The sequence below is a fragment of the Ruegeria sp. J8 genome, assembly GCF_056531925.1.
This window is the reverse complement of record NZ_JBQFMR010000008.1, coordinates 103,625-127,482: the sequence shown is the minus strand read 5'-3', so window position 1 is coordinate 127,482 and position 23,858 is coordinate 103,625. Positions and strand designations below refer to the sequence as shown.

Genomic DNA, 23,858 nt, shown 5'->3' with positions numbered 1-23,858 from the left:
CGGTTAGCTGAACAGTTCGCAGCCAGGTGGAAACGTCGGCCCAGCAATGCCGAGCTTCAGGCTTTGGTCGATGCATCCATCCGCGAAGAGGTTCTGGTTAGGGAAGCGAGAAAGCTTGGTCTGGATCGCGGGGATAGCGTGATCAGATCGCGCCTGAGCCAAAAGATGGATTTTTTGACCGAAGCCATGGCCACGTCAGTTGTACCTGCAGACAAAGATCTAGAAGTTTTCCTCCAGCAAAATGCGGACCGCTACGCGACACCAAAAAAGATTGCCTTCACTCAGGTTTTTCTTGGTGAAAAGCCAAGTGACGCCGACATCGAAAGGGCATTGTCCGCGTTGCGAGCGGAACAAGAGGTATCCGACTTGGACCGCGCGACATTGCTGCCTGCGTCGATGCCGCTGACCGCGACGCGGGTCATCGACTCCGTCTTCGGAACCGGGTTCTCCGATGGTTTCGTCAATCTCGAAGAAGGTCGATGGGTGGGGCCAATCCAATCAGGCTACGGGGTCCACCTGGTACAGCTGCTGAAGATCGAGCCAAGCCGGATACCTCCATTGTCAGATATCTACGATGAAGTGCTGCGGGATTGGCGCCGCGTCATGAGCGAAGATCTGGCGCAGGCGCAGTATGAGGCTCTTGCCGGCAATTATGAGATCATTGCACCCGATTTCACAGGTCAGGCCAAATGAAATTCATACTTGGCCTATTGTATGCTCTGCTGTTTGCCTGGTCTGCCGGCAATGCAGCCGCACATGCGCTTGATCCGGGATATCTAGAAATTCGTCAAATCTCACCGGATGCCTGGAGTGTTCATTGGCGTAAGCCAGACGTGAACGGTCAGCCAATGGCGATCGACGTGGTGCTGCCGGATAGCTGTACGCCTGCCAGCGGACCTGATCCAATGTCCGATGGGCGAGCATGGGTTTCTAGCTGGATTGTGGAGTGCCGCGCGGATGTCACGGGTCAATCCATTACAATCGAAGGGCTGGAATCCCAAAAAAACGATGTATTGTTCCGCTGGCATCCCCTTCAGGCCGAGTCTGCTACACTCCGTTTCACCTCAGATATTACTGTCCAGAAAATACCTTATGATCAGACAGCATGGTCTGTTTTCATCGCGTATTTTCAGTTGGGTTTTGAACATATTCTGGAAGGCTGGGACCATCTGTTATTTGTCTTCGCGCTGTTTATTCTAGTCCGCGATCCCTGGAGGCTGGTGGGAGCCGTAACAGCCTTTACGCTTGCCCATTCGATTACACTGGCATTGGCAACACTCGGAGTTTTAAATGTTCCCGGGCCACCGGTCGAAGCCGTTATCGCGCTTTCCATCGTTTTTTTGGCGATGGAGATTGTAAAGGGCGGCGAAGGTCGGTTCCGACTTTCAAAACAGAAACCCTGGATCGTATGTTTCGGGTTTGGGCTTTTGCATGGGCTTGGATTTGCAGGCGCTTTGGCCGAGATAGGGCTTCCCTCTAACGACATTCCTGAAGCTTTGCTTGCATTCAACCTTGGCGTCGAGGCCGGACAACTAAGTTTTGTCGGGGCTTTGGCTGTTCTGGTTTTGGTTTGGCGGTTCACAGCACTTCCGATCAGCCAAACCGCAACGCTTGTTACCGCTTATGGCATTGGTTCAGTGTCGATGTATTGGCTCATTGAACGAGTTGGCGGTTTTTAGATCGTGATGATGTTCCAAAGTTCGCTGTACCAGTATCGTTCGTTAGATTCTGTGTTGGAGAGGACAATGCCGTTCTAAGTGCGAAGATGAAGTTGCGCCGCGGTGCTTGATTGGAGTTGTGGGAAGCTAATGGGATAAAGAGTTGTGAGAGACAAATTCGGCTAGAACCGCTTTGCTCCCATTTTTCCAGATCTCGTTTAACCACCGAGCAAAAGCAGCCACAAACTGCGTGTTATGGTCAAAATCGCCACAATACAGGTCCTGTTCAAGCCAAAGTCCGGGATCAATTTTGGCCGCCAGCGCCGTTTTTCTCAGATTTTCCCAAACAGGATCGTTAGGGGCGATTTCTGAGCCATCCTCGCGAACCCCTGCGCACATTCTGCACCAAAAAGCTTCTGCTAGAGCAAGCCCGTTTATGGAAGAGCCCGAAGCAATTGCATCGCGTATCGAGGGCAGCACAAACCCAGGGTGTCGCGCTGATCCGTCGAACGCGACCCGGCGCGTTGTGTCGTGAATTGCAGTGTTCTCAAACCGACGTTCAACCAACCCAAGGTACTCTTGCGGGGTCGTTCCAGGAACAGCGTCGACATGGGGTAGAATTTCTTCGATTTGGACTTTTTCAAAAAAAGCCAATATGTCAGGGTCTTGCATACAAGCAGAAATTGTCGGGACGTTTAGTATCTCTCCAACATTGGCGAGCAGTTGGTGGCCTCCGTTCAATATGCGCAGCTTCTGTGCCTCATATCCGTGAACATCCTCGGTTAAGGTGGCTCCAACTTGTTCAAGTGATGGTCGTCCGGCACAGAAGTTATCCTCGATGACCCATTGGCGAAAGTTCTCGTGTGAAACCGGGGCGCGGTCATCAATACCAAGTGCGTTGCATTGTGAAATCACCTGATCACTCGTTGCTGGCACGATGCAATCCACCATCGAATTGGGAAATGCGCCGTTCCGGTCGATCCAATCGGCAAGATCAGGGTCCGACAGGCGCGCTAACCCAACGATACAGTTTCGAAGGATAGTGCCGTTGCCCTGCAGGTTATCACAGCTTAGCGCGGTGAAGGGGGTCAAGCCATTTGCACGACGTATCCCGAGCGCTGCAACAATGGCGCCGAAAGCGGTGCGGGGGTGATTTGGGTTTGCCGCATCGTGGAGAATATCATCGTGATCCGTGTCGAAAGCGCCGGTGTTGGCATCCAGAAAATAGCCGCCCTCAGTTACAGTTAAAGATACAATTCGGATAGACGGATCAGCCATCCCGCGGATCAATGCAGCGTTGCCAGCCTCAATCGGTAGATAGTCGATCATCGGGCCTATGACCTCTGCGGATATTCCTTGTGGATCCAGCTCAATCAACGTGGTCAGGCAATCTTGCGCCAGCAACTTCTGGCGCATCCCGGCGTCATAGCTGCGTACTCCTGCTCCTATAATGGCCCAATCGCGGGCCTGGTCCTGCTGCATAAGCTTATGAATGTACCAAGCCTGATGGGCGCGGTGGAAATTTCCAAGGCCGATGTGAACGATACCGGGCGTCAAGTCCGAGGGTTGATAAGCAGGGGTTCTGACGGTTGCTGGCAAGTCTGCCAGCCTGTCTCGCCGCAGCTGGATCGGAGGGGTTGCGTGTGCCACAGGGTTCATCAGCTCATCCAATTTCCGCCATCGACATTATAGGTTTGTGCAACGATGTATTTTGCCTCGTCAGAGGCGAGAAACACGGCCATGCCGGTCAGGTCTTCGGCCCGGCCCATGCGACCATAGGGTACGCCAGCGGCCACTTCGCGTTTCTTCTGTCCGAGGGGTTTTCCTTCGTGTCTGGCAAAGAACGCATCTACACCGTCCCAGTGTTCGCCATCCACCACACCCGGAGCTATCGCGTTTACATTTATCCCATGTGGGATCAGGTTCAGGCCTGCAGACTGGGTCAAGGATATGATCGCGGCCTTGCTGGCGCAGTACACGGCAACCAGAGACTCTCCACGCCGCCCAGCTTGCGATGCCATGTTGATGATCCGACCTTTAGTACCATGGGCGATCATATGGCGGGCGACGGCCTGCATGGTGAACAAGGCACCGGCAACGTTGATGTCGAAGACACGCTCATAGTCGGCACGATCAATTTCAACAATCGGAGCGGCAGTGAAGATCGCTGCGTTGTTGATCAATATGTCGATCGGCCCGAAATGTGCCGTCGTGCGGGCGATGGCGTTGTCGATGCTCGGCTGGTTTGTCACGTCCATTTCCACGGCAAGAGCAGATGCGCCGATCTCAGTCGCGGCTTGTTGCGCGCGCTGGATGCCGATATCGGCTATGGCGACACGGGCTCCCTCCGCAACATAGGCCTTTGCAAAGGCCAGCCCTATGCCGCGCGCGGCCCCAGTAATCAGGGCGGTTTTACCAGCCAGACGTGTCATCCGATCCGCAAGCCTTTCGCGTCGAACCGGTGGATCACATCAGCGCGCGGTGTCAGGTGAACGCGGTCGCCATGGCGGAAACCCACCTCGCCATCCGCGCGGACAGTGATTGTGTCGGCCAGCCCGGTTTCGTGGACATGGAAAAATGTATCCGAGCCCAGATGTTCAGAAACGCTCACCACCCCGGACCAGTCCCCTTCGGTGTCTGAGACTGTGATATGTTCAGGCCTTATTCCGATGGTCTGAGCACCGTATTTCGCGGCCTCTTCGCCCTCGATGAAGTTCATTTTGGGGGAGCCAATGAAACCCGCAACGAACAGGTTTCGAGGTGTCCGGTATAATTCCAGCGGACTGCCGACCTGTTCGATTACTCCGGCCTGAAGGACGACGATCTTGTCGGCCATCGTCATGGCTTCGACCTGATCATGGGTCACGTAGATCATGGTGGTCGCAAGGCGTTCGTGTAATTCGCTGATCTCTAGCCGCATGCCGACCCGCAGCGCCGCGTCGAGGTTCGACAAAGGTTCGTCGAACAGAAATGCCGCTGGTTCGCGCACAATCGCGCGCCCGATGGCAACCCGCTGGCGTTGGCCGCCCGAAAGTTGTCCTGGACGGCGGTCCAGATAATCGGTCAGGTTCAGGACGCTTGCCGCGCCTTCGACGCGCTTGTCGATCTCGGCCTGATCCAGTTTCGCCATACGAAGGGGAAAGGCGATGTTCTTGCGCACGGTCATATGGGGATACAGAGCATAGGACTGAAACACCATCGCCAGCCCTCGTTTCGCGGGCGGGACATCGGTGGCGTCCGCGCCGTCAATGTCGATAGAGCCCGAGGTGATATCTTCCAATCCAGCGATCAGACGCAAAAGGGTGGATTTACCGCAGCCCGAGGGGCCAACGAAGACGGTGAACTCGCCATCTTCGATGGTCAGGTCCAGCGGCGGAATGACCTGCACATCGCCAAAGCTTTTGGTCACGGACTTGAGTTGAATACGTCCCATGTGTCGTGTTCCTTATTTCACAGCGCCGAAGGTCAGGCCGCGGACAAGTTGTTTTTGGCTAAACCAGCCAAGGATCAGAATTGGAGCGATGGCCATGGTCGAGGCAGCGCTAAGCTTGGCAAAGAACAGGCCCTCGGGGCTGGAATAGCTGGCGATGAAGGCCGTCAGCGGGGCCGCGTCGACAGCGGTCAGGTTGAGGGTCCAGAATGCCTCGTTCCAGGCCAGGATGAAGTTCAGCAAAACGGTTGAGGCGATGCCGGGGATGGCCATGGGGGTCAGGACGTAGAGGATTTCCTCTTTCAGCGTTGCGCCGTCCATCCGCGCGGCCTCCAGAATTTCGCCGGGGATTTCGTGGAAGTAAGTGTATAGCATCCAGACGATGATGGGCAGGTTGATCAGCATCAGGACAACCACCAGCCCTCCGCGTGTGTCCAGCAGGCCCAAACGGATAAACAGCAGGTAAATCGGGTAGAGCACGCCAACGGCAGGTAACATCTTGGTGGACAGCATCCACAGCAGAATGTCCTTGGTGCGCTTGGACGGCACAAAGGCCATGGCCCATGCTGCGGGTACCGCGATGATGACACCCAGAACAGTCGAGCCACCGGCGATAATGACCGAATTCCACAAGAACCGCATATAGTCCGAGCGTTCCTGCACGATGGCGTAGTTTTCCAACGTCCAGTTGAAGTTCAAGAACAGCGGTGGGCTGGCGATCGCCTGTGCCTCGGTCTTGAAGCTGGTCAGGATGGTCCACAGGATCGGGAAAAAGATCAGCAAGCCAACGGCCCAAGCGAGGGCGGTATTCAGCGATTTGCGGCGGGTTGTGACAGCGCGGGCCATGGTCTTACCTCCTCACGCGTCCAGGTTCTTGCCGACGATGCGCATCAGGAAGATGGCAACGATGTTGGCTAAGATGATTGCATAGACACCTCCGGCTGATCCAAGGCCAACATTTTGGCTTTCCAGCACCCGCTGGAAGATCAGGTAGGTAAGAGTGCGCGTGCCGAACGCGCCGCCGGTGGTCACGAAAATCTCGGCGAAGATCGACAGAAGAAAGATTGTCTGGATCAGGATCACAATGGTAATCGCGCGGCTCAGATGCGGCAGAATGATGTGGTAGAAGCGCTTCAGAACGGGGGCACCATCCATCTCGGCCGCTTCCAGCTGTTCACTATCCAGCGATTGGATCGCAGTCAGCAGGATGAGCGTCGCAAAGGGCAGCCACTGCCAAGACACGATCATGATAATCGAGGTCATAGACGCCTCGGACAACCATGAGATCGGCTCGGCCCCGAAAAAGCGCCACAGATGGGCCAACAGGCCGTTGACCGGGTCCATGAACATGTTCTTCCAGACCAGCGCAGACACTGTGGGCATGACGAAGAAGGGCGCGATCACCAGAATGCGGACAACACCTTGCCCCCACATCGGCTGATCCAGCAGCATCGCCAGTAGGATGCCCAGGATAACAGTAATGACCAGGACCCCTCCGACAATCACAAGCGTTGCCTGTACCGCGGGCCAGAAAGAGCTGGACGATACGAACCGAACATAGTTGTCGAACCCGACCCAGCCCAGATCCCCACCGCGCAGCGGCAGGTATTTCTTGAAAGAAAAGTACAGCGTCATCGTCAGCGGCACGAGCATCCAGCCAAGAAGCAGGACCACTGCAGGTGCCATCATCAGGCGAGCAACGGATCGGGAATGCTGGGTAGCCATGACGCAAGACCTCTCTGTTCAGGCATAACTCAGCCTGCGAGAAAAACGCGAGTTGTGGAAGGGGGGGAGCGGGGGGCAGATTACTGCCCGCCCGCGGGGAGAAAACCTCAGTACCCTGCGGCTTCCATCTCTTCGGCGGTGAAGGCCTGCGCTTTGGCAAGGGCTTCTTCAACCGTTTGCTGTCCGGCATAGACTGCCGAGAACTCTTGGCTGACCTGGGTCGCGATGCCTGCAAATTCCGGGATGGCAGCGAACTGGATGCCAACATACGGAACCGGCTTGACCGTGGGGTTGTTCGGATCAGCGGACAGGATCGAGTCCAGCGTCATCTTGGCAAAGGGAACCTTCTGGTATTCCGGGTTCTCATACAAAGAGGTGCGCGCACCAGGCGGAACATTCGCCCAACCTTCGTTTTCAGCCACCAACTCGATGTAGTCTTTTGACGTTGCCCATTCGATGAACTGTTTGGCCGCGTCTTCCTGCTGTGTACCAGCCGGAATGGCCAGTGCCCACGCCCAAAGCCAATTGGAGCGTTTCCCCAGTCCGGTATCGGGGGCCAGTGCAAATCCAACGCTATCCGCCACGGTCGAGTCAGTGGGGTTGGTCACAAATGACGCCGCAACGGTGGCGTCGATCCACATGCCGCATTTGCCCTGCTGGAACAGCGACAAGTTCTCGTTAAAGCCGTTGGTGGCATAGCCTGCAGGGCCAGATTCCGACATCATTTCAACGTAGAAGTTCAGCGTATCGGCCCATTCTGGCTGGTCGAACTGAGGCTTCCAGTCTTCGTCAAACCAGCGCGCGCCAAATGAGTTGGACATCGCAGTGATGAACGCGCCGCCTTCACCCCAACCGGCTTTGCCGCGCAGGCAGATACCGTTGATGTCAGCGTCACGGTCGGTCATGGCCGCCGCGGCCTCTTTGATGAATTGCCAGCTTGGCGCTTCGGGCATTTCCATGCCTGCTTTTTCCATCAGGTCGGTGCGATACATGATCATCGAGCTTTCGCCATAGAACGGTGCCGCATAGAGCGTTCCTTCATGGCTCAGACCACCCGACATCGCGGGTAGGATGTCACCGACATCATAATCTTCGGACAGACCATTCAGCGGAACCAGCCAGCCGTTCGCACCCCAGATCGGGGTCTCGTACATACCGATCGTCATGATGTCGAACTGACCACCCTTGGTGGTGATGTCGGTGGTCACGCGCTGGCGCAAAACATTCTCTTCCAGCGTCACCCATTCGACTTCAACGCCCGTCGCTTCGGTGAATTTGTCGGTATAACCCTGCATCCGGATCATGTCGCCGTTGTTCACGGTTGCGATCGTTATGGATTGTGCGTGGGCCGCTGCCGTTGCGACGAACGTTAGCGCAGTCGCCGCACGAAGTGCGTGTTTCAAGTACATCCCTGTCCTCCCTGAGCTTGGATGCTGTGCAGAGAGCCTAGTTCAGGATTTGTCGCGCCGTCAATAAAAACTTTACGCGCGTTAATTTTAGATCGTCATGCAGATTCCCTCAGCACCAATCGCGCAGGGAAGAGAGTTTCTGTTCGGCTCTCGAATTTCCCACCGTTTTCAATGAGTTCGAAAAGTGTTTCAACACTTCGCGCGGCCACATTGTCATAGTCATGCGCGGCGGTCGTCAGTGACGGGCAGGTGAATTTTGCAAACGGATGATCGTCGTTCGACGCCACCCGCAGTGTACAATCGTCTTTCCTACCAACGCGAATCCCCTGTTCGAAACACGCCGCCAGAAAGCCAATGGCCAATCGGTCATTGCTACACAGAACTGAATCCGTGCGCAGCTTGCGTTCATCCAAAGCCTTGAGCGCACCCTTTCGGCCAATCTCTTCAAAGGCCCAACCTGTGCCTTCGATTTTGATCACATGCGGCTCAAAACCCAGCCGATCCATTACGTTGACATAAGCCTTGCGTCGCTTGTTGGCATTGGGGTTCGCAGGTGTCCGCATTTCGAAAAACGAAGGCGGCTCGCCGGTGCGAGTCATGTATTCTACGGTCTGGGACACAAAGCTGAAATTATCGGACCCGATAAACGCTGCGCCCAATCCATCGAGGTTACTGTCGAACAGAACCGTTGGCACACTGGCGCAGAATTTCTCAATAGCAGACTTGTCTGAGATACGTCCCAAAGGCGCCAACAAAACGCCCGCGGGTTTCAAGGATTGTAAGCCGTCCAGGATTTCGTTTTCCAGTTTTTGTTCGCCATGAGAGCTGAACAGAAACGGGCGGTACCCGGCTGCGATACAGCTTTGTTCTAGATACCGCGCGATTTCAGCGAAAAACGGATCGGCCAGGTAGGGCACGACGATGCCGATATTCTTGGTCAGCTTGCGGTTCTGGTTCACAGCATAGATGTTCGGGCGATAGTCGAACTGTTCCAGCGCTTCTTCTATGCGTGCCCGTGTAGTTGGGCGAACGCTGTCTGGGTCGTGAAAGTACTTGGACACCGTGGGTCGCGAGATCCCGCTGAGGGCTGCGAACTCTTCCATATTCTTTATCTTGGTCATGCCAGTCTGCCTGCGTATCTCAGCCGCCTTGATCTTATCCTATTTTTACATATTCTTTGCGCGCGCTAAAAAGATCAATAGCAAGACAAGTTCCGGACTTTTGTGCAGGTAAGGGGTTTGAATGTATCTCGGGATCGATATCGGTACGTCAGCGGTCAAGCTTGTCTGCGCGGATTCCAGTCGAATTCTTGCAACGTCTTCGGTGAGTATAAAGACTTCCTCTCCTAAACCCGGTTGGTCAGAGCAGCACCCGGATCTTTGGTGGCAGGCGACACGCGACGCCTTAGGCCAAATTTCTGGGCAAGTTACGCTGTCGGAGGTGAAGTGCATCGGGTTGTCAGGTCAGATGCACGGGGCCGTTTTGCTGAACCGCGATCTGCGCCCAATCCGCCCGGCAATCCTGTGGAATGACAGCAGGGCGGCGCAGGAATGCGACGAACTGCGAAAGGCCTTGCCGCAGATTGGTCAAATCGCTGGGGTCCTTCCTTTGCCGGGTTTCACCGCGCCCAAGATTACATGGCTAAAACAGCATGAGCCAAAGCACTATGCCCAACTGGCCCACATCCTGCTCCCCAAGGACTACATCGGTTTACGGCTGCATGGTGAATTGGGAACTGATACATCCGATGCTGCCGGGACAATGTGGCTCGATCAGGCGTCGCGTGGCTGGCACGCCGGCATCGCCGAAGCCACAGATGTAGCTTTGGATTGGCTGCCGCAGGTATACGATGGTCATAGTATCGTCGGGTCTGTGACACCACAAGCGGCGACTGAGACCGGCTTGAAACCCGGCACGCCAGTCGTTGCCGGAGGTGGAGATGCAGCAACCGGGGCGGTGTCTTTGGGCGCCACCGAACCGGGCCGGGGATTTGTCTCTTTGGGGACTTCTGGACAGCTGTTTGTGGCAGATCGAAGCTACAAGCCAAACCCTGAACGCTATGTGCATGCTTTTGCGCACACACTGTCCGACCGATGGTACCAAATGGCGGCGATGCTGAACGGCGCGCGACCAATTTCCTGGATAGGTGGCCAATTGCGGCTTTCCGAAGCCGAAGTTGTCGCGCTTGCCGAAACGGTCAGCGGGGACCGTGTGCCAATTTTTCTGCCTTATCTGACGGGAGAACGCAGCCCTCACGGCGATCCGCATATCCGAGCCTGTTTCTTTGGCCTGGAGGATTCCACAACGCGCGCAGACATCTGCCGTTCCGTGTTGGAGGCGATTTCTTTCTGCTTTGCCGATGCGGCGCAGAGTTTCGGTGACACTATAGAAGAATTGCCAGAGCTCGCAGCGATAGGAGGAGGCAGCAAATCAGATCTTCTGTTGAGATTGATTGCGACTGTGACCGGAAAGCCAATTGTGCGATCGACCGGAGCTGATGCCGGTCCGGCTTATGGTGCAGCTCGGTTGGCAGCTTGTGGTGATGGGGCTTTGGATTTAGCTGATCTTGCGCTTCAGCCACCAACATCGGACAGGTTCGATCCCGCAGATATGCCACTATTGTTCAAGCGGTTGGCGCGGTTTCGGAAGCTTTATCAGGCAGTCAGTTTGGCGGAATAGGAGCCGTGTACTGTCACCAAAAACTCGGCCAACTGCCTGCGCTGCGGTGGGCTCGTTCCGATATCATCGAACAAGAAACGCATCAATGCGCAGGTAGCTGATGTTCTCATTCCCGACGCGCAACATAGGCATCCAGTTCTTTACAAACGACGCCGTCCAAATAAGGCGCTGCGAAAAAGATCCAATGTAAAACGGTCGCTGAGATAGCGCGCAACTGGTCCGACCCGCCGCATGGGCTGAAGCGCCTCATTGAACCGGTCTACTGATGTCCCGTCCGCATGTCGCGCCATCAACTGGTTTTGTGCGACCTTGGCGTTGAACTTGCCATCGCAGATGGCCAGCCGACCCGTATCCCTGCCTCCGGAATGCAGCACCAGGTTTGGCCCCGAGACGTAAAGGTTGTAGCCGTTTCATAGCCCGATTGCGCGTCAAAAGGACTTCGGGGACACATGGTTAGAAGAGGTTCGCCAAGGCACGTCGAGTTTGCATGCAGGCTGACCGATTGCTGTCGTGATCAAAGCGACCTCGGGGATGCCTGTCATTAGTGTGCTGGATTTTTTCGAGATCGAGTCGGTATATTGCCCATACATCGCAGGGGTTCCGAAGCGGTAGTGCTGAAGATAGGCGATCGCGTCAGGGTCCAGCACTTCCAGCGGTTTCAAACACGCATGCAGCTGGCGCAAGGCGTGTCTGCACTGCTTTCTGGGCTAATACCCGTGCGGCGCGCCTTGATCGTCCCTCTACACGCGGCATGAAACGCCGCCGTCGACGGTAATTTCAGTGCCGGTGATATAGGACGCATCATCACTGGCCAGAAACACGGCTGCGTTGGCCACATCCCACGGGGTGCCCACTCGGCCCAGCGGAATGCGTGCTGCGCGCTGCTTGTCCAGCGCATCCCAGTCAATTGCCTCGGGGTCTTCTGCATTCTGTTCGGTGATATCGCGCGCCATTGGTGTGTCGATAAAGCCCGGCAGAATCGCGTTTGCGCGGATTCCATGTGGTGCCACTTCTGCTGCCAGATTGCGGGTGAAGGAAATGATCGACCCTTTGGTGGCATTATAGCCAATATAGGGCGTGCCCAGGTAACGCAGCCCGGCGATCGAGGAAATGTTGGTCACAACTCCCTCCTTGCGATCCACAAAATGAGGCAGAACATGCTTTGTTGGCAGAAAGACCGCCTTCATGTTCACATGCACCAGCATGTCCCAATCCTCGACTGTGCTGTCCATGGCGCCGCCGGTTTTCAGGATTCCGACATTGTTTTGCAAAATGTCGATCTGGCCGAATTCGGACAGGCATTGAGTAATTGATGATTGAACCTGATCTTCCTGCGTGACATCGGCGGCCATCGCAACGGCGCGGCCCCCTTCGGCACGGATCAGTTTGCAGGTTTCCTCAGCCGCGGCCAGATGCAAATCCAGGGCACAGATCCGTGCGCCTTCCTGCGCGAGACGAATGGCGGTGGCTTTGCCGTTGCCCATGCCACCCTTCATGGATCCCGCACCCGTCACCAGGGCGACTTTTCCTTCCAACCGTTTCATCAGTCATCCCTCATTGGATTGCAAAAAGGCATTCATACCGCTGTCAACGGCGATCAATTGCCCGTTGATGTAAGAGGCGGCCTCGGACATCAGAAAAGCCACAGGTGCCGCGATTTCCGCTGGATCCGCCCACCGCGCTGCTGGTGTCCGGTTTTCAATTCGGCGCACGAAACCTTCGTCGCCCAGGATTTTACGGTTCATCTCGGTCAGGACATAGCCGGGTGCAATGGCGTTGGCGCAGATGCCGTCCGTACCGAAATCCGCCGCTAGCGACCGAGTCAAACCTGCGACGGCCGCTTTGGACGAGGCATAATTGCCGACCCCCGGTCGCGGATGTGTGGCGGCAATGGACGAGATCGAAACGATCCGCCCTCGCTGAGGCCCTTGATTGGCACGCATCACTCGGCCTGTTTCACGCGCCAGTAAAAAGGGTGCAAAGACATGCAGATCATAGATCGAGCGGTAGTCACCAACCGTCTGGTCCAGTACGTGCCCGTGATTGGTGATTCCGGCATTGTTAATCAGACCCCAGATCGGGCCGATACCCTGCACCCAATCGGTGCAGGCGTCGAAATCGGTTAGGTCAAAAGCGGCCGTTCGGACAGTTGCTCCATCGGCGCGTAAGCCGTCTGCTGTGGCTTCGAGGGCCTCGCCGTTGATGTCTTGTAGGCACAATTGCGCACCTTGCGCGGCGCAGGCATGTGCCATCGCCGCACCCAATCCGCGTGCGGCCCCGGTGATCAGAATGGTTTTGCCAGCCAGCGAGAAATTCGGCCCTCTCATGAGGCGAGGGCCGCCTTATCCGCCGCAAGCGCGGTATTCACCGCAGGCATGACCTGATCGCAGAACACCTCGAGCGAGCGCAGGGTGTTGGCAAAGGGGATCGAAGCAATCTGCATGAAGACGCTTAGATGCGTGATGCCAAACTCGCGCGCTTCGGCCACGAGACGTTGCGTGATGTCTTCGGCATCGCCAATGATGGCGCGCTGCAGAACCGTGTCGATATCCGGTTCGTTGTCGAAGGGCACGATCTTGAGGTCCGCGCCCTCCATCAGCGGTTCGGCGCGGCGCATGTTGTTGGCCATGCGGGCATGGATCAGCACCTGCTCGGCTGCCGCACGGGCATCGTCTTTGTCCTGAGCGACATAGACATAGCGCTGCACCGCAAAGGGGAAATCATCCCCCGTCAGGCCGTTCTCGATGCGCGTTTCCTTGTACAACCGCCGCGCAGTGCCCACGATCGCGTTTGGTCCGATAGCCGGCGTGGTCAGCGTTTCGGCCCCGTAGTCGATCATCTTCTGGCGCATCTCTGGTGCGTTTCCGACGGCAAAGGTGCGGATACGATCTTGAACCGGAGCGATGGACAGGGCCGCGTCGCTGATCTGAATGTGGTCGCCCTGAAAGTCGATCACGCCGCCATAGACGCCCTGTTCGATGCAATCCCAGGTTTCCAGCCCGCGCATCAGACGGTCGTCGATATCGAATCCGAATTTCTTAAATTCGCGGGGCTGATAGCCAGTGCCCAGACCTAGAACCAGACGGCCCTCGGTCAGTTGATCTGCTAGGCAGATATCTTCGACCAAACGCAAGGGTTCGTAGAAAGGCATCACCACCACCGCAGGGCCGACCTTGATCCGTTTGGTGTGGGCAGCCATGTTCGCGGCTGTCATCAGCGGCGAGGGCGAGATGCAATAGTTCGATAGGTGATGTTCGGCGAACCAGGCGACGTCAAAGCCTGCCTCATCCACCATTTTCGTCATGGTGCGCATCTGGTTGAACACATCCGCATGCGACGAGCCATCAACAGGCTTGGTCATCAGGTTGAACAACGAAAATTCCATGTCGTTGGGGCTCCGGTCTGGCTACATCACTTGGTCTGTGCAGTTTGTCGGAAAGCTGGCAAAGCACCAAATGTTGAATCCTTTACCAGTGGCAAAGAATTTCTTATGGAGATTGTGCCTCCTTCCGCAACCAAGTCAGAAAGGCCTGAACGCGCGGTTGTTCTACCCGCCGTTCGGGGCAGATAAAGTGGTAGGAATACGGCCCCTTGACCGGTTCGAATGGCAATTGCACCAAAGCCCCCGAGACCAGCAGATGCCGGGCAATCACATCGCGCACAACGCCAATGCCTTGACTATAGAGAATGGCGTTCACCGTGGCACTGCTGTCGCCGAAAAAGGCCCCCCGTTCGAACGCCGCAGGATCACCGCCATTTTTCTCGATCACAGCGCGCCACTCGCTGTAATTTGTGTCGTGCAGAAAGGGGCGATCCGCCAGCGCATTGATGTCCGACATGTCGCGCAACGTTTCGGCCGTTTGCGCAGAGGCCACAAGTATGTGCTTCTCGCCGAATAGGCGTTCCTCGTACCCGTCCTCGTACCCGCCTGGCCCCCAACGAATGGCGACATCTGCATCCTCTTGGCCAAAGCCTGTCTTTGCCACGGTCGACAGAGTGATCAAATCGACCGTAGGGTTGGCCGTCACAAACCGGTGCGCCCGCGCGGCAAACCATGTCGACGCAAACGAGGGCAGCAGACTAACCGTCAGCGTCGTCCGCCCGGCGTCCGGGGCCAGGTTCTGTACGCTTTCCCCCAGCGTATTTAGGATCTCGGCCACGTCTTCGGCAAATTGTTCACCTTGTTCGGTCAGCAGGATCATGTTGTTGCGGCGACGGAAGAGTTTGACGCCTAGTCGATGCTCCAACAGCTTGACTTGCTGGCTGACAGCCGGTTGTGTCAGGTTCAGTTCCGCTGCGGCCAGCGTAAAGCTCTGCAGCCGCGCGGCGGCTTCGAATGCGATCAGGGTCTGCAACGGCGGCAGCGGGCGACGCATTCGATTGCTGTCAAAGCCAACTGGTTCCAGTTTCGACAAAGCACCGGGGCGAAGATGATCCAGTTTGTTTCGAAGGGCGCGTCGCATCACAGGCCTGCATAAGTTTTTGTTAGGCAAAGCTTAAGCAATTCGTTCTTGTATTCAAGGCGGTCGCCGCCACAGAAATGCCTGAGACCGACGGAGGCGACATGCTGGACCCTACTGAATTTACATCCGCAATGCGCAAGGCGGTGACGCCTGTGTCAATTGTCACTACCAGCGGCGAGCACGGCCCGCATGGCGCGACCGTCAGCGCAGCCTGCTCCCTGACGGCAGCACCACCTGCAGTGCTGATCTGCATCAACAAGAAAAGCCGCATTCTGGGCATGATTGAGGAACACGGGATCTTTTGCGTGAACTATGTCGCGCCTCAGCATGACATGCTGGCGCTTGCGTTCGCCGGTGCCCCCGACCTTATGGATCAGCGTAGTTTTACCTCTGAACATTGGACGATTGACCAACGGACGAGCCTGCCGGTCCTGTCAAATGCTGCCGCAATCTTCACATGCCTGCATATTCAGACAGTCTCATTCGGCACGCACCGCATTCTGATCGGCAAGGTCGAACGCGCCGAAAGCTCTGAGACTAAACCGCTGGCGTATTGGAATGGCGATTTTCGTGAGCTGACCTATCCCAAATAGACCGGCGACCGAAGGAATTGGAGGTTGTGCCTGTTCAATACTGTGCAATCCTTTGCGTTGTGTTCAACGTCCGCAGCGTTGAGGTACTCTGGCGAATGACCGAAATGGGCCGATCCTTGATCCTAAGGGGCAAAGTTATCTTGGCCATTGTTATAAACCCTTCAGGCCAGCAACGATCCCAAAGTAATTGATACTGTGGTTCGTACGAGTGTCCGACCACATCCCCCGGTTTTGTCCGATCAGATTCAAGTTTCGGTGTTGACCCTGTCAGATACACAACGGTCTTACTCGCCCCATCCACCAGCACCCTCGGTGTATTTATCACCGCATCTTGTCTAGTTTGACTATTCCGAGACCTCGTGCGTCGAAAAGGCATCCGCGTAGTCGGGATGCCAGCGTGAAAGAGCCGGGCGATTGTTGATGATATCGCCCATGGCCCATTCAACCCGTTTGCGGTCGCGTTCTTCTGACACATCGTTGTCAGGGCAGAGGATATAGAAGCCCCCGTCCGACATGCGCCTCAGCAGATAGTCAACGGCCTCTTCGCTTGTCCAGGCTGCGGCAGGTTTTTCCGGCATAAACTTTTCAATCATACCGGTATAGGTAAATCCCGGCACAAACAGATGGGCGGTGATATCCGCTTCGGCCTGCCGCAAGTCATGCGCAAGCATTTCTGTCATGACCTTCACAGCAGCTTTGCTGGTATTGTAAGCGGGGTTCCCGGGTGGTGTGGTGATGCCCTGTTTTGACCCAGTGTTTATCACTACTGCCGGACGCGCCGCCTTAATCATACGCGGCAGAAAAGCATGGACACCGTTCATGACGCCAAAAAGATTGACCTCAAACAATTTGCGCCAGTTTTCCGCGTTTTCCCAACTGCCGGACGGCACTGCGATACCGGCATTGTTCATCAGGACAGCCACCTCACCGAGCGCAAAGACCTGATCTGCCAAGGCATTCACAGCTTTGGCATCGCTAACATCCGTCGGAACCGCCTGAACAATTGCAGACGCCCCAGCCTGATCGCGCAATTCTGCCTCAGCTCTGTCCAAGGCCTCGCCCGCCAGATCGACCAGCACAACCCCCAAGCCGTCTTGAATAAATCGTTGGGCCGCGGCCTTGCCGACACCGCTTGCGGCCCCGGTTACAACAGCCAGGCCACCTTTTTCGATTGCTTTTCGGTACATGGAGCATCCCTTTTTTCTGCGAATGACTAAAGGGTCCTTAAGGGCGCCATCTTTTGCTTGAGGCCGTCAATGAACGTCTCGTCATCCTGTTGTTTGCGCGCGTTCAGCAATTCTTCGGCATCGGGCCCTGCGCGAAAACGCAGGCGGCTTCCGGTCTCGTTGGCCGCATCCCAAATGACTTGCGCGACCGTTTCTGGTTCAGAAGGGCTCGCGGCTAGTTTGCCAAAAAGACGCCCCATGGCTTCGGCCATAGGCGCGTAGTCCGGCAGGTTCTCATCCATCGCGAAATCGAAAGAGCTGCCGCCGAAGTTCGTCCGTATCATGCCCGGTTGGACAATACGGACTCGAATGCCGAGGGGTTCTAATTCGTAGTGCAGCGCCTCAGACAGCCCTTCTACTGCGAACTTGGTACCATGATAGAGCGCGCCAAGCGGAAATGTAATCTGTCCTCCGATGGACGAGATATTTATAACCGTGCCTGACCGGTTCTGGCGGAAATGAGGCAGAACCGCTTTGGTCACTTCCATCAACCCAAGCACGTTGGTGTCAAACTGACGTCGGATGCGATCCATCGAAAAGGCCTCTAGTGCACCGTAGGCGCCGTAACCCGCATTGTTCAACAAAACATCAATCTGGCCAAACCGTTCGATGCCATCGCGAACGGCCGTTGCAATTGAGCCCGCATCCGTCACATCCAGTTGGGCCAGATGCACGTTTTCCGAAGCCCCAAGATCGGTGCTGCCTGCAGGGTTGCGCATAGTGGCGACGACATTCCAACCATTCGCTTGGAAATGTCGGGCGGTTGCTGCGCCAATACCGGATGACGCCCCGGTGATCAGAATGGTTTTCACATTGTTGCTCCGCAAGTTTATAAGCATACAATAGTGACAAAAAAGAGGATGTATCTTTCTATATCTTCCAATTTTCTTGCCTAATTCTCCACAAGTAAGCGTTTTCAGTAATAGTCATTTTTATTCCGTGCTAGCGATGAGGGCAGACTGGAGGCATTCATGAGACCTCATACACTATTGGACTATGTTCGGGATCTGCTTGACCACGCGGGCGTCGCGCAGGGTGTCTTGACACATAAGGCAAGCGGGGCGGTTTTTCTCACCCATCCTTCGACCACTCAACATGACGCAAATGTCTACCGCCCGCTGTTGTGCGCGGTTTTACAAGGCGCCAAAGAGGTTGGGACCAGTACCAGAACGCTCTCCGTACAGGCAGGGCAGTCGCTGATCGTCAGCAACGCACTGCCGGTTGTCTCAAGGATTACCGAGGCCACACCCGAACGTCCCTACGTTGCGCTCGTGTTCCCCCTTGATCTGGATCTCGTGCGCGGTCTGGCATCCTCACTGCCTCAATCTTCTAGTAAACGCGTGTCGGATCCATTTTCGATCTGCCTAGCTGAAACCGATGATGACATGAAAAGCGCCCTGTTGCGGTATTTTCAGCAGTGCGAAACCGAAGAGACGCGTCACATGCTGTCACCGATCACGGCTAGGGAAATCCATGCCCGCCTGCTGATCGGGCAACATGGCGGCACGCTTCAAAAACTGGTGTGGCACGAAAACACGTCTAGCAGGATTCTCGCGGCGACACACGAAATCCGGTCAGATCTGGCCAATCCTCTTGTTGTCGGCGAGCTTGCCGGGCGTGTAGGTATGAGCAGTTCGGCCTTCTTCGAGCAGTTCAAGGCGGTAACGGGAACATCACCGCTACAATACCAGAAAGACCTGCGTTTGCTTCATGCCCGCAATGAGCTTCAATCTACCGGAGCAAAGATATCAGAGATTGCCTACGGGGTTGGATATGAAAGCCCAGCCCAATTCTCAAGAGAATATGCCCGCAAGTTCGGGCGCTCTCCAAGACAAGATCGGGTTTTCGAAACTGTTCAATAGCCCTGCAGGAAAAACGCAAACGCCAAGCCATGTAACGAGCCAAACTTTTCGGGCCGGTCAATTTCCGATAGCGGTCGTTTTAGTTACCGGCGAATTGGCAAGTTGTCCGCAATTCGGTCTTTGGCTGATATTGCGCGCGCAGCATGCGGTTGGTTTGCTAGGCCGCGCCGCAGTATGGGGTCAATGGAGTGAAGGTCTGATTTGGACGGAAAGCTGACATTTGCTACGTCTGCTAAGAGTAGGGGCCGTTGAGGTGAAGCGAACACTTAGTCTGAACCATAACAGCCAAATTGGTTAGACTATCAGTAGGGCATCCACTGTCGAGATTTCGCGACATCCGTTAAACTGCGAGCAGGAGGGTCCTATGCAGCGCCGACTCGCCGCGATCATGGCTGCCGATGTCGTTGGGTATTCGTCGTTGATGGGCAGCGACGAAACAGGGGTATTGTCCGCTCTCAAGACGTTGCGCATAGAGATTTTTGATCCCACAATTGCGAGACATCACGGGCGCCTCGTCAAGTTGATGGGGGATGGTGCTCTTGTCGAATTTGCTTCGGTTGTCGATGCCGTTAACTGTGGTGTCGAGATCCAGCGGGCAATGGCTGAGGCTGCTCCTGGCCTCGCCAACGGGTCGCGATTGCAACTTCGGATCGGGATAAACCTCGGTGATGTCATGATCGCTGATGGAGACCTGTATGGTGACGGGGTGAATGTTGCCTCTCGCATTGAAGGCCTGGCGGATCCAGGGGGCGTCGCAGTTTCTGAGAGTGTCGCGCAGCAAGCAATGGCAAAGGTAGATGCCGAGTTTGAGGATCTCGGCCCCAAAACCCTAAAGAACATCGCGGAACCGGTTCGGGTTTTTCGCGTCATGCCTGACGGAGCACCCGCCTCTGAACAGCGATCCAACAAACTTCCGTTGATGACCGGTGCATCGGTGTTGGTTTGTCTGGGCGTTGCAAGCTTGATTGCGTGGTGGATCAGCTTTGATCACGAGCCGTCCGATGCCATGACCTTTGATGAAGCCGCTCTGTTGTCAGAGCCAACAGGTCCGACCGTTGCGGTTCTGCCGTTTCAAAACCTTAGCAATACGGACGCCCGCGATTTGTTGGCTATTGGCATTGGCGAAGACATCATCGTTGAGCTGGGGAGCTACCAGGACCTCAATGTATTGTCCCGCCAATCCACCCATTCTGTTGGGCCGGGCGAAAGTGACCCGAGCAGCATCCGGCAGAAATTCGGCGCGGACTATGTGCTGGAGGGTTCCGTCCGGCAGGTTGCAGATCGTCTGCGCGTGACGGCAAGACTGATAGACACAACCTCGGGGCATCAGGTCTGGTCTGGGGCGTATGATGAAAGTCTTACGACTTCAAACATTTTAGACGTTCAACTGAGCATCACCGAAAAAGTTGCCTCTGCTCTGGGTGACGCAGGCGGGGCGATCAAGCGCATTCACGCAGGTCATGCGCGTGCGAAACCTCCGGAACTTCTCTCGTCTTATGAATGTTCCTTGCTGCGCGTTGGTTTTCTGAACCGACGAGATATGCAAGAGCGCGTCCGGGGCTGTATTGTGCGGGTTGTCGAGGACGAACCCGAGTATTGGCGCGGGTGGGCGCAATTGGCCGAGGCACTGCTGACCGATGTGAAGCTTTTTACCGGGCTTTATCCAGGGACACAGGACCAGAAAATCCAACGCGCGGAAGAGGCCGCGCGGAACGCGGTGTCGCTGAACCCGTATTCTGCGCGCGCTCATTTCCTTCTGGCGCTTGTGCTTCAGATTCAACGCGATCTTGACGGGTTCTTCTCGTCCGCCGAAACAGCACTGGCATTGGGAACCGATCGCTATCTGCAAGGGCAAATCGGCTATGAATTCATATGGTCCGGTCGTCTGAATTTTGGGGCTGCGCTTGTCGAAAATGCAATCGCGCTAGACCCAAATGCAGCAGACCCAAACTGGTATCAGGCGCTGGCCGAGTATCATTTCCTGAACGGAGATTACGAAACAGCGCTGAAGACCTATCGCAAGGGTGCACAGCCAGACGTCTGGTGGTCGGTTTCTATTGAGGTTGCAATTCTGGCTGAACTGGGTCCTCGAGACGCAGCCATTTCCGCGCGAGACAGGCTCTACAAAATTCGTCCGGGGATAAAAATTGCCGACATTGTCTGGATGTATCGGCGCTTTGCGCGCCCGGATCAACATATCCTGCCTTTTGTCGAAGCTTACAGAGCTGTGGACATGCCTGAAGGACGGTTTGCCCCGCTGCGGGAGGATAGTGCAGGCTGACCGCTACGATGCGGTCCTGCATGGAGTAGCATCAAGCCTGGCGCACCTTCTCATTCGGGCACCCCAGCCCTTTGTAAGCTTGCGAGCCAGATCCGTTGGTTTTCGAGGTGACTTTTTTCCCGCGAATTACCTGTTGCCAACGCGCCCAACTGCCGGGCTGCACCAAGTGCTTCTTCACAACGTTCCACATTAAACTCAGATGAATTCGCACCGAAGTACCTCTTGATCTGCAAAATCATCTCGCCGTTCTGGAGCGAGAAACTGGTAGTCCGTTTCGTACGACGCTTCCGGCAGATCAGTACGGAATGATCATGGATGTTGTCCAGAGCGTGAACATGCCGACGTGCGCGCTGCGCCAAATGCTAAAGACATACGTGACCGAGGTCGGTTACGCGAAGCCGCATTGGCGTTTGGTGCGACACCGCGCTATTTGCTGTGGCGTGTCGATCTTCCGCTTGCGGCGAAGACCATTATGGCAGGCGTGAACCAGACTATTCTTCTGTCTCTGGCGATGGTGGTTGTGGCCTCACTGATCGGTGCCAAAGGGCTGGGTGAAGATGTGCTTGAAGCTCTGCAATACGCGGCAGCGGGACAAGGCATTCTTGCCGGTCTAGCGATCTTGTTCTGCGCTCTGATCCTTGACAGGATTGTCGCCGGAAAACGATAGCCGCCGCCTTTGCGAAGGGAAGTCGGTCTAGAGCAGAAGCTGTTTAACGCAAGTAAATGGTCAAATGTGCGCCAAACCAGACACGCTCATCCTGCTTAGCGCCAAGCCAAGTTTGCGGGTGCTAACCTCAGACCGTTTCCGGCTCGGTTGCCGCCATGAGTGTTGGCAGGCCTCCGATCCGAGCAAGAAGAGACACGATATCATCCACCCCTTTGCGATGTCGAAGTGACGCAAATACGAAAGGTCTGCCGCTGCGCATCCGTGTCGCGTCGCGGTTCATGACGTCCAACGATGCGCCGACATGCGGTGCCAGGTCGGTTTTGTTGATAATCAGAATGTCGGATTTGGTGATCGCGGGGCCACCTTTGCGCGGGATTTCCTCGCCAGCGGCAACGTCGATCACGTAAAGCGTCACATCCGCAAGTTCCGGGCTGAATGTGGCTGACAGATTGTCGCCACCGCTTTCGATCAGCACCAAATCGACCTCCGGATGGCGGTCCTGCATTTCGGCCACGGCGGCAAGGTTGATCGAAGCATCCTCGCGGATCGCCGTGTGGGGGCAACCTCCGGTCTCGACACCGATGATCCGGTCCTGCGGCAGGATCTGCATGCGCATAAGCGCTTCGGCATCTTCGCGGGTGTAGATGTCGTTGGTGATCACGCCCACCGAAAGCTTGTCGCGCAGTGCCTCTGCCAGAGCGGCGGTCAGGGTGGTTTTGCCTGCACCCACGGGGCCTCCGATGCCCACGCGTAGGGGGCCGTTCATACTGGTCATGTTCGGAACATCCTTGAATATTGGGTTTCGTGTTTCATCGACGCGATGTCGGACAAGAAGGCGGTCGCGCCAAGGTCGTCCATTTTAGCTGCAAGAGCACCCGTTGCTACGCGTTGGCACAACGGGGTCAAATCCCGGATCAACCGCTGGCTTTCTGTCTGGCCCAACGGCACAAGACGTGTCGCGCAGGCGACCAGGTTCGACATGAATGCCTGAAGGTACATCTGCGCGGTCAGCGCCAAGGGCAGCCCCCACAGTCCGGCGGCATGGCCCAGCGCGACAGGATAGGTCAGGGGTGGCAGGTCAAGCGACCAGACATCGGCTGTAAGCCCGCTGAACGCCTCACCCAGAAGACGTGTTTCCCGCAGACGCTCGGATGAGGGACAGAAGGCGCGTGCGGTTTGATCGATTTCGGCCAGAGCAACTGCCGGAGCGGCATATGCCGCCGACAGCAAGATACAATCGTTGCGCCCCGTGCCGAACTCGACGACATCGGCAATCCACGCGCCTGTTTCGGCGACCGAGGAAACGCTGCCGCTCTCGATTTCCCATTCCAGCCCATGCGAATAGGCAAATCCGCCTACGGGGTAGGCAGGTGAGAGCCATTGCGCCAGCGTCAGTATGTCGGTGTCAGTGGGCGTGGCCATGGGTCCTGCCGTGGCCATAGGCCCCACCTTCGGGGGTGAAAGGTTCGCGCACCTCTCGCACCGTGGCGCCAAGCTTCAGCAACATATCGCGAATGACGTGATCGATCTGTATCAGCAGACGCTCGGTTTCGACCTGGCAGGGCGTATGACGGTTGCCGATATGCCAGGCGATGCGGGTCAGGTCAGGTGCGGTGACTTCCAGCAATGCTTCGGGGGCGGCCTGAATGACCACCTCGCGCCCATCATCAAGGACAAGCGCGCCACCGTGATCCAGCGAGGTGGTCTGGGCGAGGTCGATCAGAATTTGCTCGCCGCTGTCGCAGGTCAGAACCTTGCGGCGCAGAAAGCGGTCTTCATAGGTCAGCGACAGATGATCGGCCGGTTCACCATGTGAGTGGTTCGAATATTGGCGCGCGGTGCAGAGTAGGGCGGTCATATGCTTG

23 protein-coding genes and 2 pseudogenes are annotated in these 23,858 nt (G+C 56.1%); 7 read left to right on the top strand and 18 right to left on the bottom strand.

Annotation, left to right across the window (positions count from 1 at the left end; translation table 11 throughout):
* The first annotated feature begins 165 nt into the window (after positions 1–165).
* Positions 166–693 carry a peptidyl-prolyl cis-trans isomerase gene (locus tag ACR0L1_RS17000; protein WP_480859995.1) on the top strand — a complete coding sequence of 176 codons (528 nt, stop codon included), beginning with the start codon at positions 166–168 and terminating at the stop codon, positions 691–693.
* Positions 690–1,679: a HupE/UreJ family protein gene (locus ACR0L1_RS16995; RefSeq protein WP_480859993.1), complete on the top strand. Its 990-nt coding sequence runs from the start codon at positions 690–692 to the stop codon at positions 1,677–1,679. The genes ACR0L1_RS17000 and ACR0L1_RS16995 overlap by 4 nt, the downstream gene beginning before the upstream one ends.
* Before the next feature lie 126 nt (positions 1,680–1,805).
* Here ACR0L1_RS16995 and ACR0L1_RS16990 read toward each other — a convergent pair whose 3' ends face one another.
* From ACR0L1_RS16990 to ACR0L1_RS16960, 7 genes are all read right to left on the bottom strand, one after another.
* Positions 1,806–3,317 carry a mannitol dehydrogenase family protein gene (locus tag ACR0L1_RS16990; RefSeq protein ID WP_480504989.1) on the bottom strand — a complete coding sequence of 504 codons (1,512 nt, stop codon included), beginning with the start codon at positions 3,315–3,317 and terminating at the stop codon, positions 1,806–1,808.
* Complete coding sequence (locus ACR0L1_RS16985) at positions 3,317–4,090, bottom strand: L-iditol 2-dehydrogenase (protein ID WP_170773717.1); 774 nt, start codon at positions 4,088–4,090, stop codon at positions 3,317–3,319. The genes ACR0L1_RS16990 and ACR0L1_RS16985 overlap by 1 nt, the downstream gene beginning before the upstream one ends.
* Positions 4,087–5,091 carry an ABC transporter ATP-binding protein gene (locus ACR0L1_RS16980; RefSeq protein WP_170773719.1) on the bottom strand — a complete coding sequence of 335 codons (1,005 nt, stop codon included), beginning with the start codon at positions 5,089–5,091 and terminating at the stop codon, positions 4,087–4,089. The genes ACR0L1_RS16985 and ACR0L1_RS16980 overlap by 4 nt, the downstream gene beginning before the upstream one ends.
* Before the next feature lie 12 nt (positions 5,092–5,103).
* Entirely contained in the window at positions 5,104–5,934 is an 831-nt protein-coding gene (locus ACR0L1_RS16975) for a carbohydrate ABC transporter permease (protein ID WP_480859990.1), read from the bottom strand.
* A 12-nt stretch (positions 5,935–5,946) separates the two neighbouring features.
* Positions 5,947–6,813, bottom strand: coding sequence for a carbohydrate ABC transporter permease (locus ACR0L1_RS16970; RefSeq protein ID WP_170375757.1), 867 nt, complete (start codon positions 6,811–6,813; stop codon positions 5,947–5,949).
* 107 nt (positions 6,814–6,920) lie between these two features.
* Positions 6,921–8,222, bottom strand: a complete 1,302-nt coding sequence (locus tag ACR0L1_RS16965) for an ABC transporter substrate-binding protein (protein ID WP_480859988.1) — start codon at positions 8,220–8,222, stop codon at positions 6,921–6,923.
* Between the two features lie 95 nt (positions 8,223–8,317).
* The gene (locus tag ACR0L1_RS16960) at positions 8,318–9,343 is read right to left on the bottom strand and encodes a LacI family DNA-binding transcriptional regulator (protein WP_480504996.1); all 1,026 of its coding nucleotides are present in this window, start codon (positions 9,341–9,343) and stop codon (positions 8,318–8,320) included.
* 121 nt (positions 9,344–9,464) lie between these two features.
* Between ACR0L1_RS16960 and xylB the strand changes: the two genes are divergently transcribed.
* The gene (xylB, locus tag ACR0L1_RS16955; protein ID WP_480859986.1) at positions 9,465–10,901 is read left to right on the top strand and encodes a xylulokinase; all 1,437 of its coding nucleotides are present in this window, start codon (positions 9,465–9,467) and stop codon (positions 10,899–10,901) included.
* Positions 10,902–11,041: 140 nt separating this feature from the next.
* Here the strand turns inward: xylB and ACR0L1_RS16950 are convergent.
* From ACR0L1_RS16950 to ACR0L1_RS16930, 5 genes and pseudogenes are all read right to left on the bottom strand, one after another.
* Positions 11,042–11,548: pseudogene (locus ACR0L1_RS16950) on the bottom strand (trimethylamine methyltransferase family protein).
* A gap of 93 nt (positions 11,549–11,641) precedes the next feature.
* Positions 11,642–12,445 (bottom strand): SDR family NAD(P)-dependent oxidoreductase, encoded by an 804-nt coding sequence (locus ACR0L1_RS16945; RefSeq protein WP_480859984.1) that lies wholly within the window; start codon positions 12,443–12,445, stop codon positions 11,642–11,644.
* Between the two features lie 3 nt (positions 12,446–12,448).
* Positions 12,449–13,228 carry an SDR family NAD(P)-dependent oxidoreductase gene (locus ACR0L1_RS16940; RefSeq protein ID WP_480859982.1) on the bottom strand — a complete coding sequence of 260 codons (780 nt, stop codon included), beginning with the start codon at positions 13,226–13,228 and terminating at the stop codon, positions 12,449–12,451.
* Positions 13,225–14,286 carry an LLM class flavin-dependent oxidoreductase gene (locus ACR0L1_RS16935; protein ID WP_480859980.1) on the bottom strand — a complete coding sequence of 354 codons (1,062 nt, stop codon included), beginning with the start codon at positions 14,284–14,286 and terminating at the stop codon, positions 13,225–13,227. The genes ACR0L1_RS16940 and ACR0L1_RS16935 overlap by 4 nt, the downstream gene beginning before the upstream one ends.
* 103 nt (positions 14,287–14,389) lie before the next feature.
* Positions 14,390–15,364, bottom strand: a complete 975-nt coding sequence (locus ACR0L1_RS16930; RefSeq protein ID WP_170787007.1) for a LysR substrate-binding domain-containing protein — start codon at positions 15,362–15,364, stop codon at positions 14,390–14,392.
* 101 nt (positions 15,365–15,465) lie between these two features.
* On the opposite strand from ACR0L1_RS16930, the gene ACR0L1_RS16925 reads away from it, so the two are divergent.
* The gene (locus tag ACR0L1_RS16925) at positions 15,466–15,957 is read left to right on the top strand and encodes a flavin reductase family protein (RefSeq protein WP_480505006.1); all 492 of its coding nucleotides are present in this window, start codon (positions 15,466–15,468) and stop codon (positions 15,955–15,957) included.
* 344 nt (positions 15,958–16,301) lie between these two features.
* Here ACR0L1_RS16925 and ACR0L1_RS16920 read toward each other — a convergent pair whose 3' ends face one another.
* Together ACR0L1_RS16920 and ACR0L1_RS16915 are read right to left on the bottom strand one after the other, a co-directional pair.
* Positions 16,302–17,144: an SDR family NAD(P)-dependent oxidoreductase gene (locus ACR0L1_RS16920; protein ID WP_480505008.1), complete on the bottom strand. Its 843-nt coding sequence runs from the start codon at positions 17,142–17,144 to the stop codon at positions 16,302–16,304.
* Positions 17,145–17,170: 26 nt separating this feature from the next.
* Positions 17,171–17,995 (bottom strand): SDR family oxidoreductase, encoded by an 825-nt coding sequence (locus ACR0L1_RS16915; protein WP_480859977.1) that lies wholly within the window; start codon positions 17,993–17,995, stop codon positions 17,171–17,173.
* Positions 17,996–18,154: 159 nt separating this feature from the next.
* Here ACR0L1_RS16915 and ACR0L1_RS16910 point away from each other — a divergent pair, with 159 nt between their 5' ends.
* Positions 18,155–19,045, top strand: a complete 891-nt coding sequence (locus tag ACR0L1_RS16910) for an AraC family transcriptional regulator (protein ID WP_480859976.1) — start codon at positions 18,155–18,157, stop codon at positions 19,043–19,045.
* A 364-nt stretch (positions 19,046–19,409) separates the two neighbouring features.
* Positions 19,410–21,326 (top strand): adenylate/guanylate cyclase domain-containing protein, encoded by a 1,917-nt coding sequence (locus ACR0L1_RS16905; RefSeq protein ID WP_480859975.1) that lies wholly within the window; start codon positions 19,410–19,412, stop codon positions 21,324–21,326.
* Between the two features lie 50 nt (positions 21,327–21,376).
* Here ACR0L1_RS16905 and ACR0L1_RS16900 read toward each other — a convergent pair whose 3' ends face one another.
* Entirely contained in the window at positions 21,377–21,565 is a 189-nt protein-coding gene (locus tag ACR0L1_RS16900) for a hypothetical protein (protein ID WP_170790611.1), read from the bottom strand.
* Positions 21,566–21,714: 149 nt separating this feature from the next.
* Here ACR0L1_RS16900 and ACR0L1_RS16895 point away from each other — a divergent pair.
* A pseudogene (locus tag ACR0L1_RS16895) lies at positions 21,715–21,993 on the top strand (ABC transporter permease subunit); the annotation flags it as partial.
* A gap of 127 nt (positions 21,994–22,120) precedes the next feature.
* Here the strand turns inward: ACR0L1_RS16895 and ureG are convergent.
* The 3 genes from ureG to ACR0L1_RS16880 are packed head-to-tail and all read right to left on the bottom strand — an operon-like array spanning position 22,121 to position 23,851.
* On the bottom strand, positions 22,121–22,768 hold the full coding sequence (gene ureG, locus ACR0L1_RS16890) for an urease accessory protein UreG (protein ID WP_170786970.1): 648 nt from the start codon (positions 22,766–22,768) through the stop codon (positions 22,121–22,123).
* Positions 22,765–23,433 carry an urease accessory protein UreF gene (locus tag ACR0L1_RS16885; RefSeq protein ID WP_237215920.1) on the bottom strand — a complete coding sequence of 223 codons (669 nt, stop codon included), beginning with the start codon at positions 23,431–23,433 and terminating at the stop codon, positions 22,765–22,767. Before ACR0L1_RS16885 ends, ureG begins: the two co-directional genes overlap by 4 nt.
* On the bottom strand, positions 23,399–23,851 hold the full coding sequence (locus ACR0L1_RS16880; RefSeq protein WP_170773775.1) for an urease accessory protein UreE: 453 nt from the start codon (positions 23,849–23,851) through the stop codon (positions 23,399–23,401). Before ACR0L1_RS16880 ends, ACR0L1_RS16885 begins: the two co-directional genes overlap by 35 nt.
* Positions 23,852–23,858: the final 7 nt, after the last annotated feature.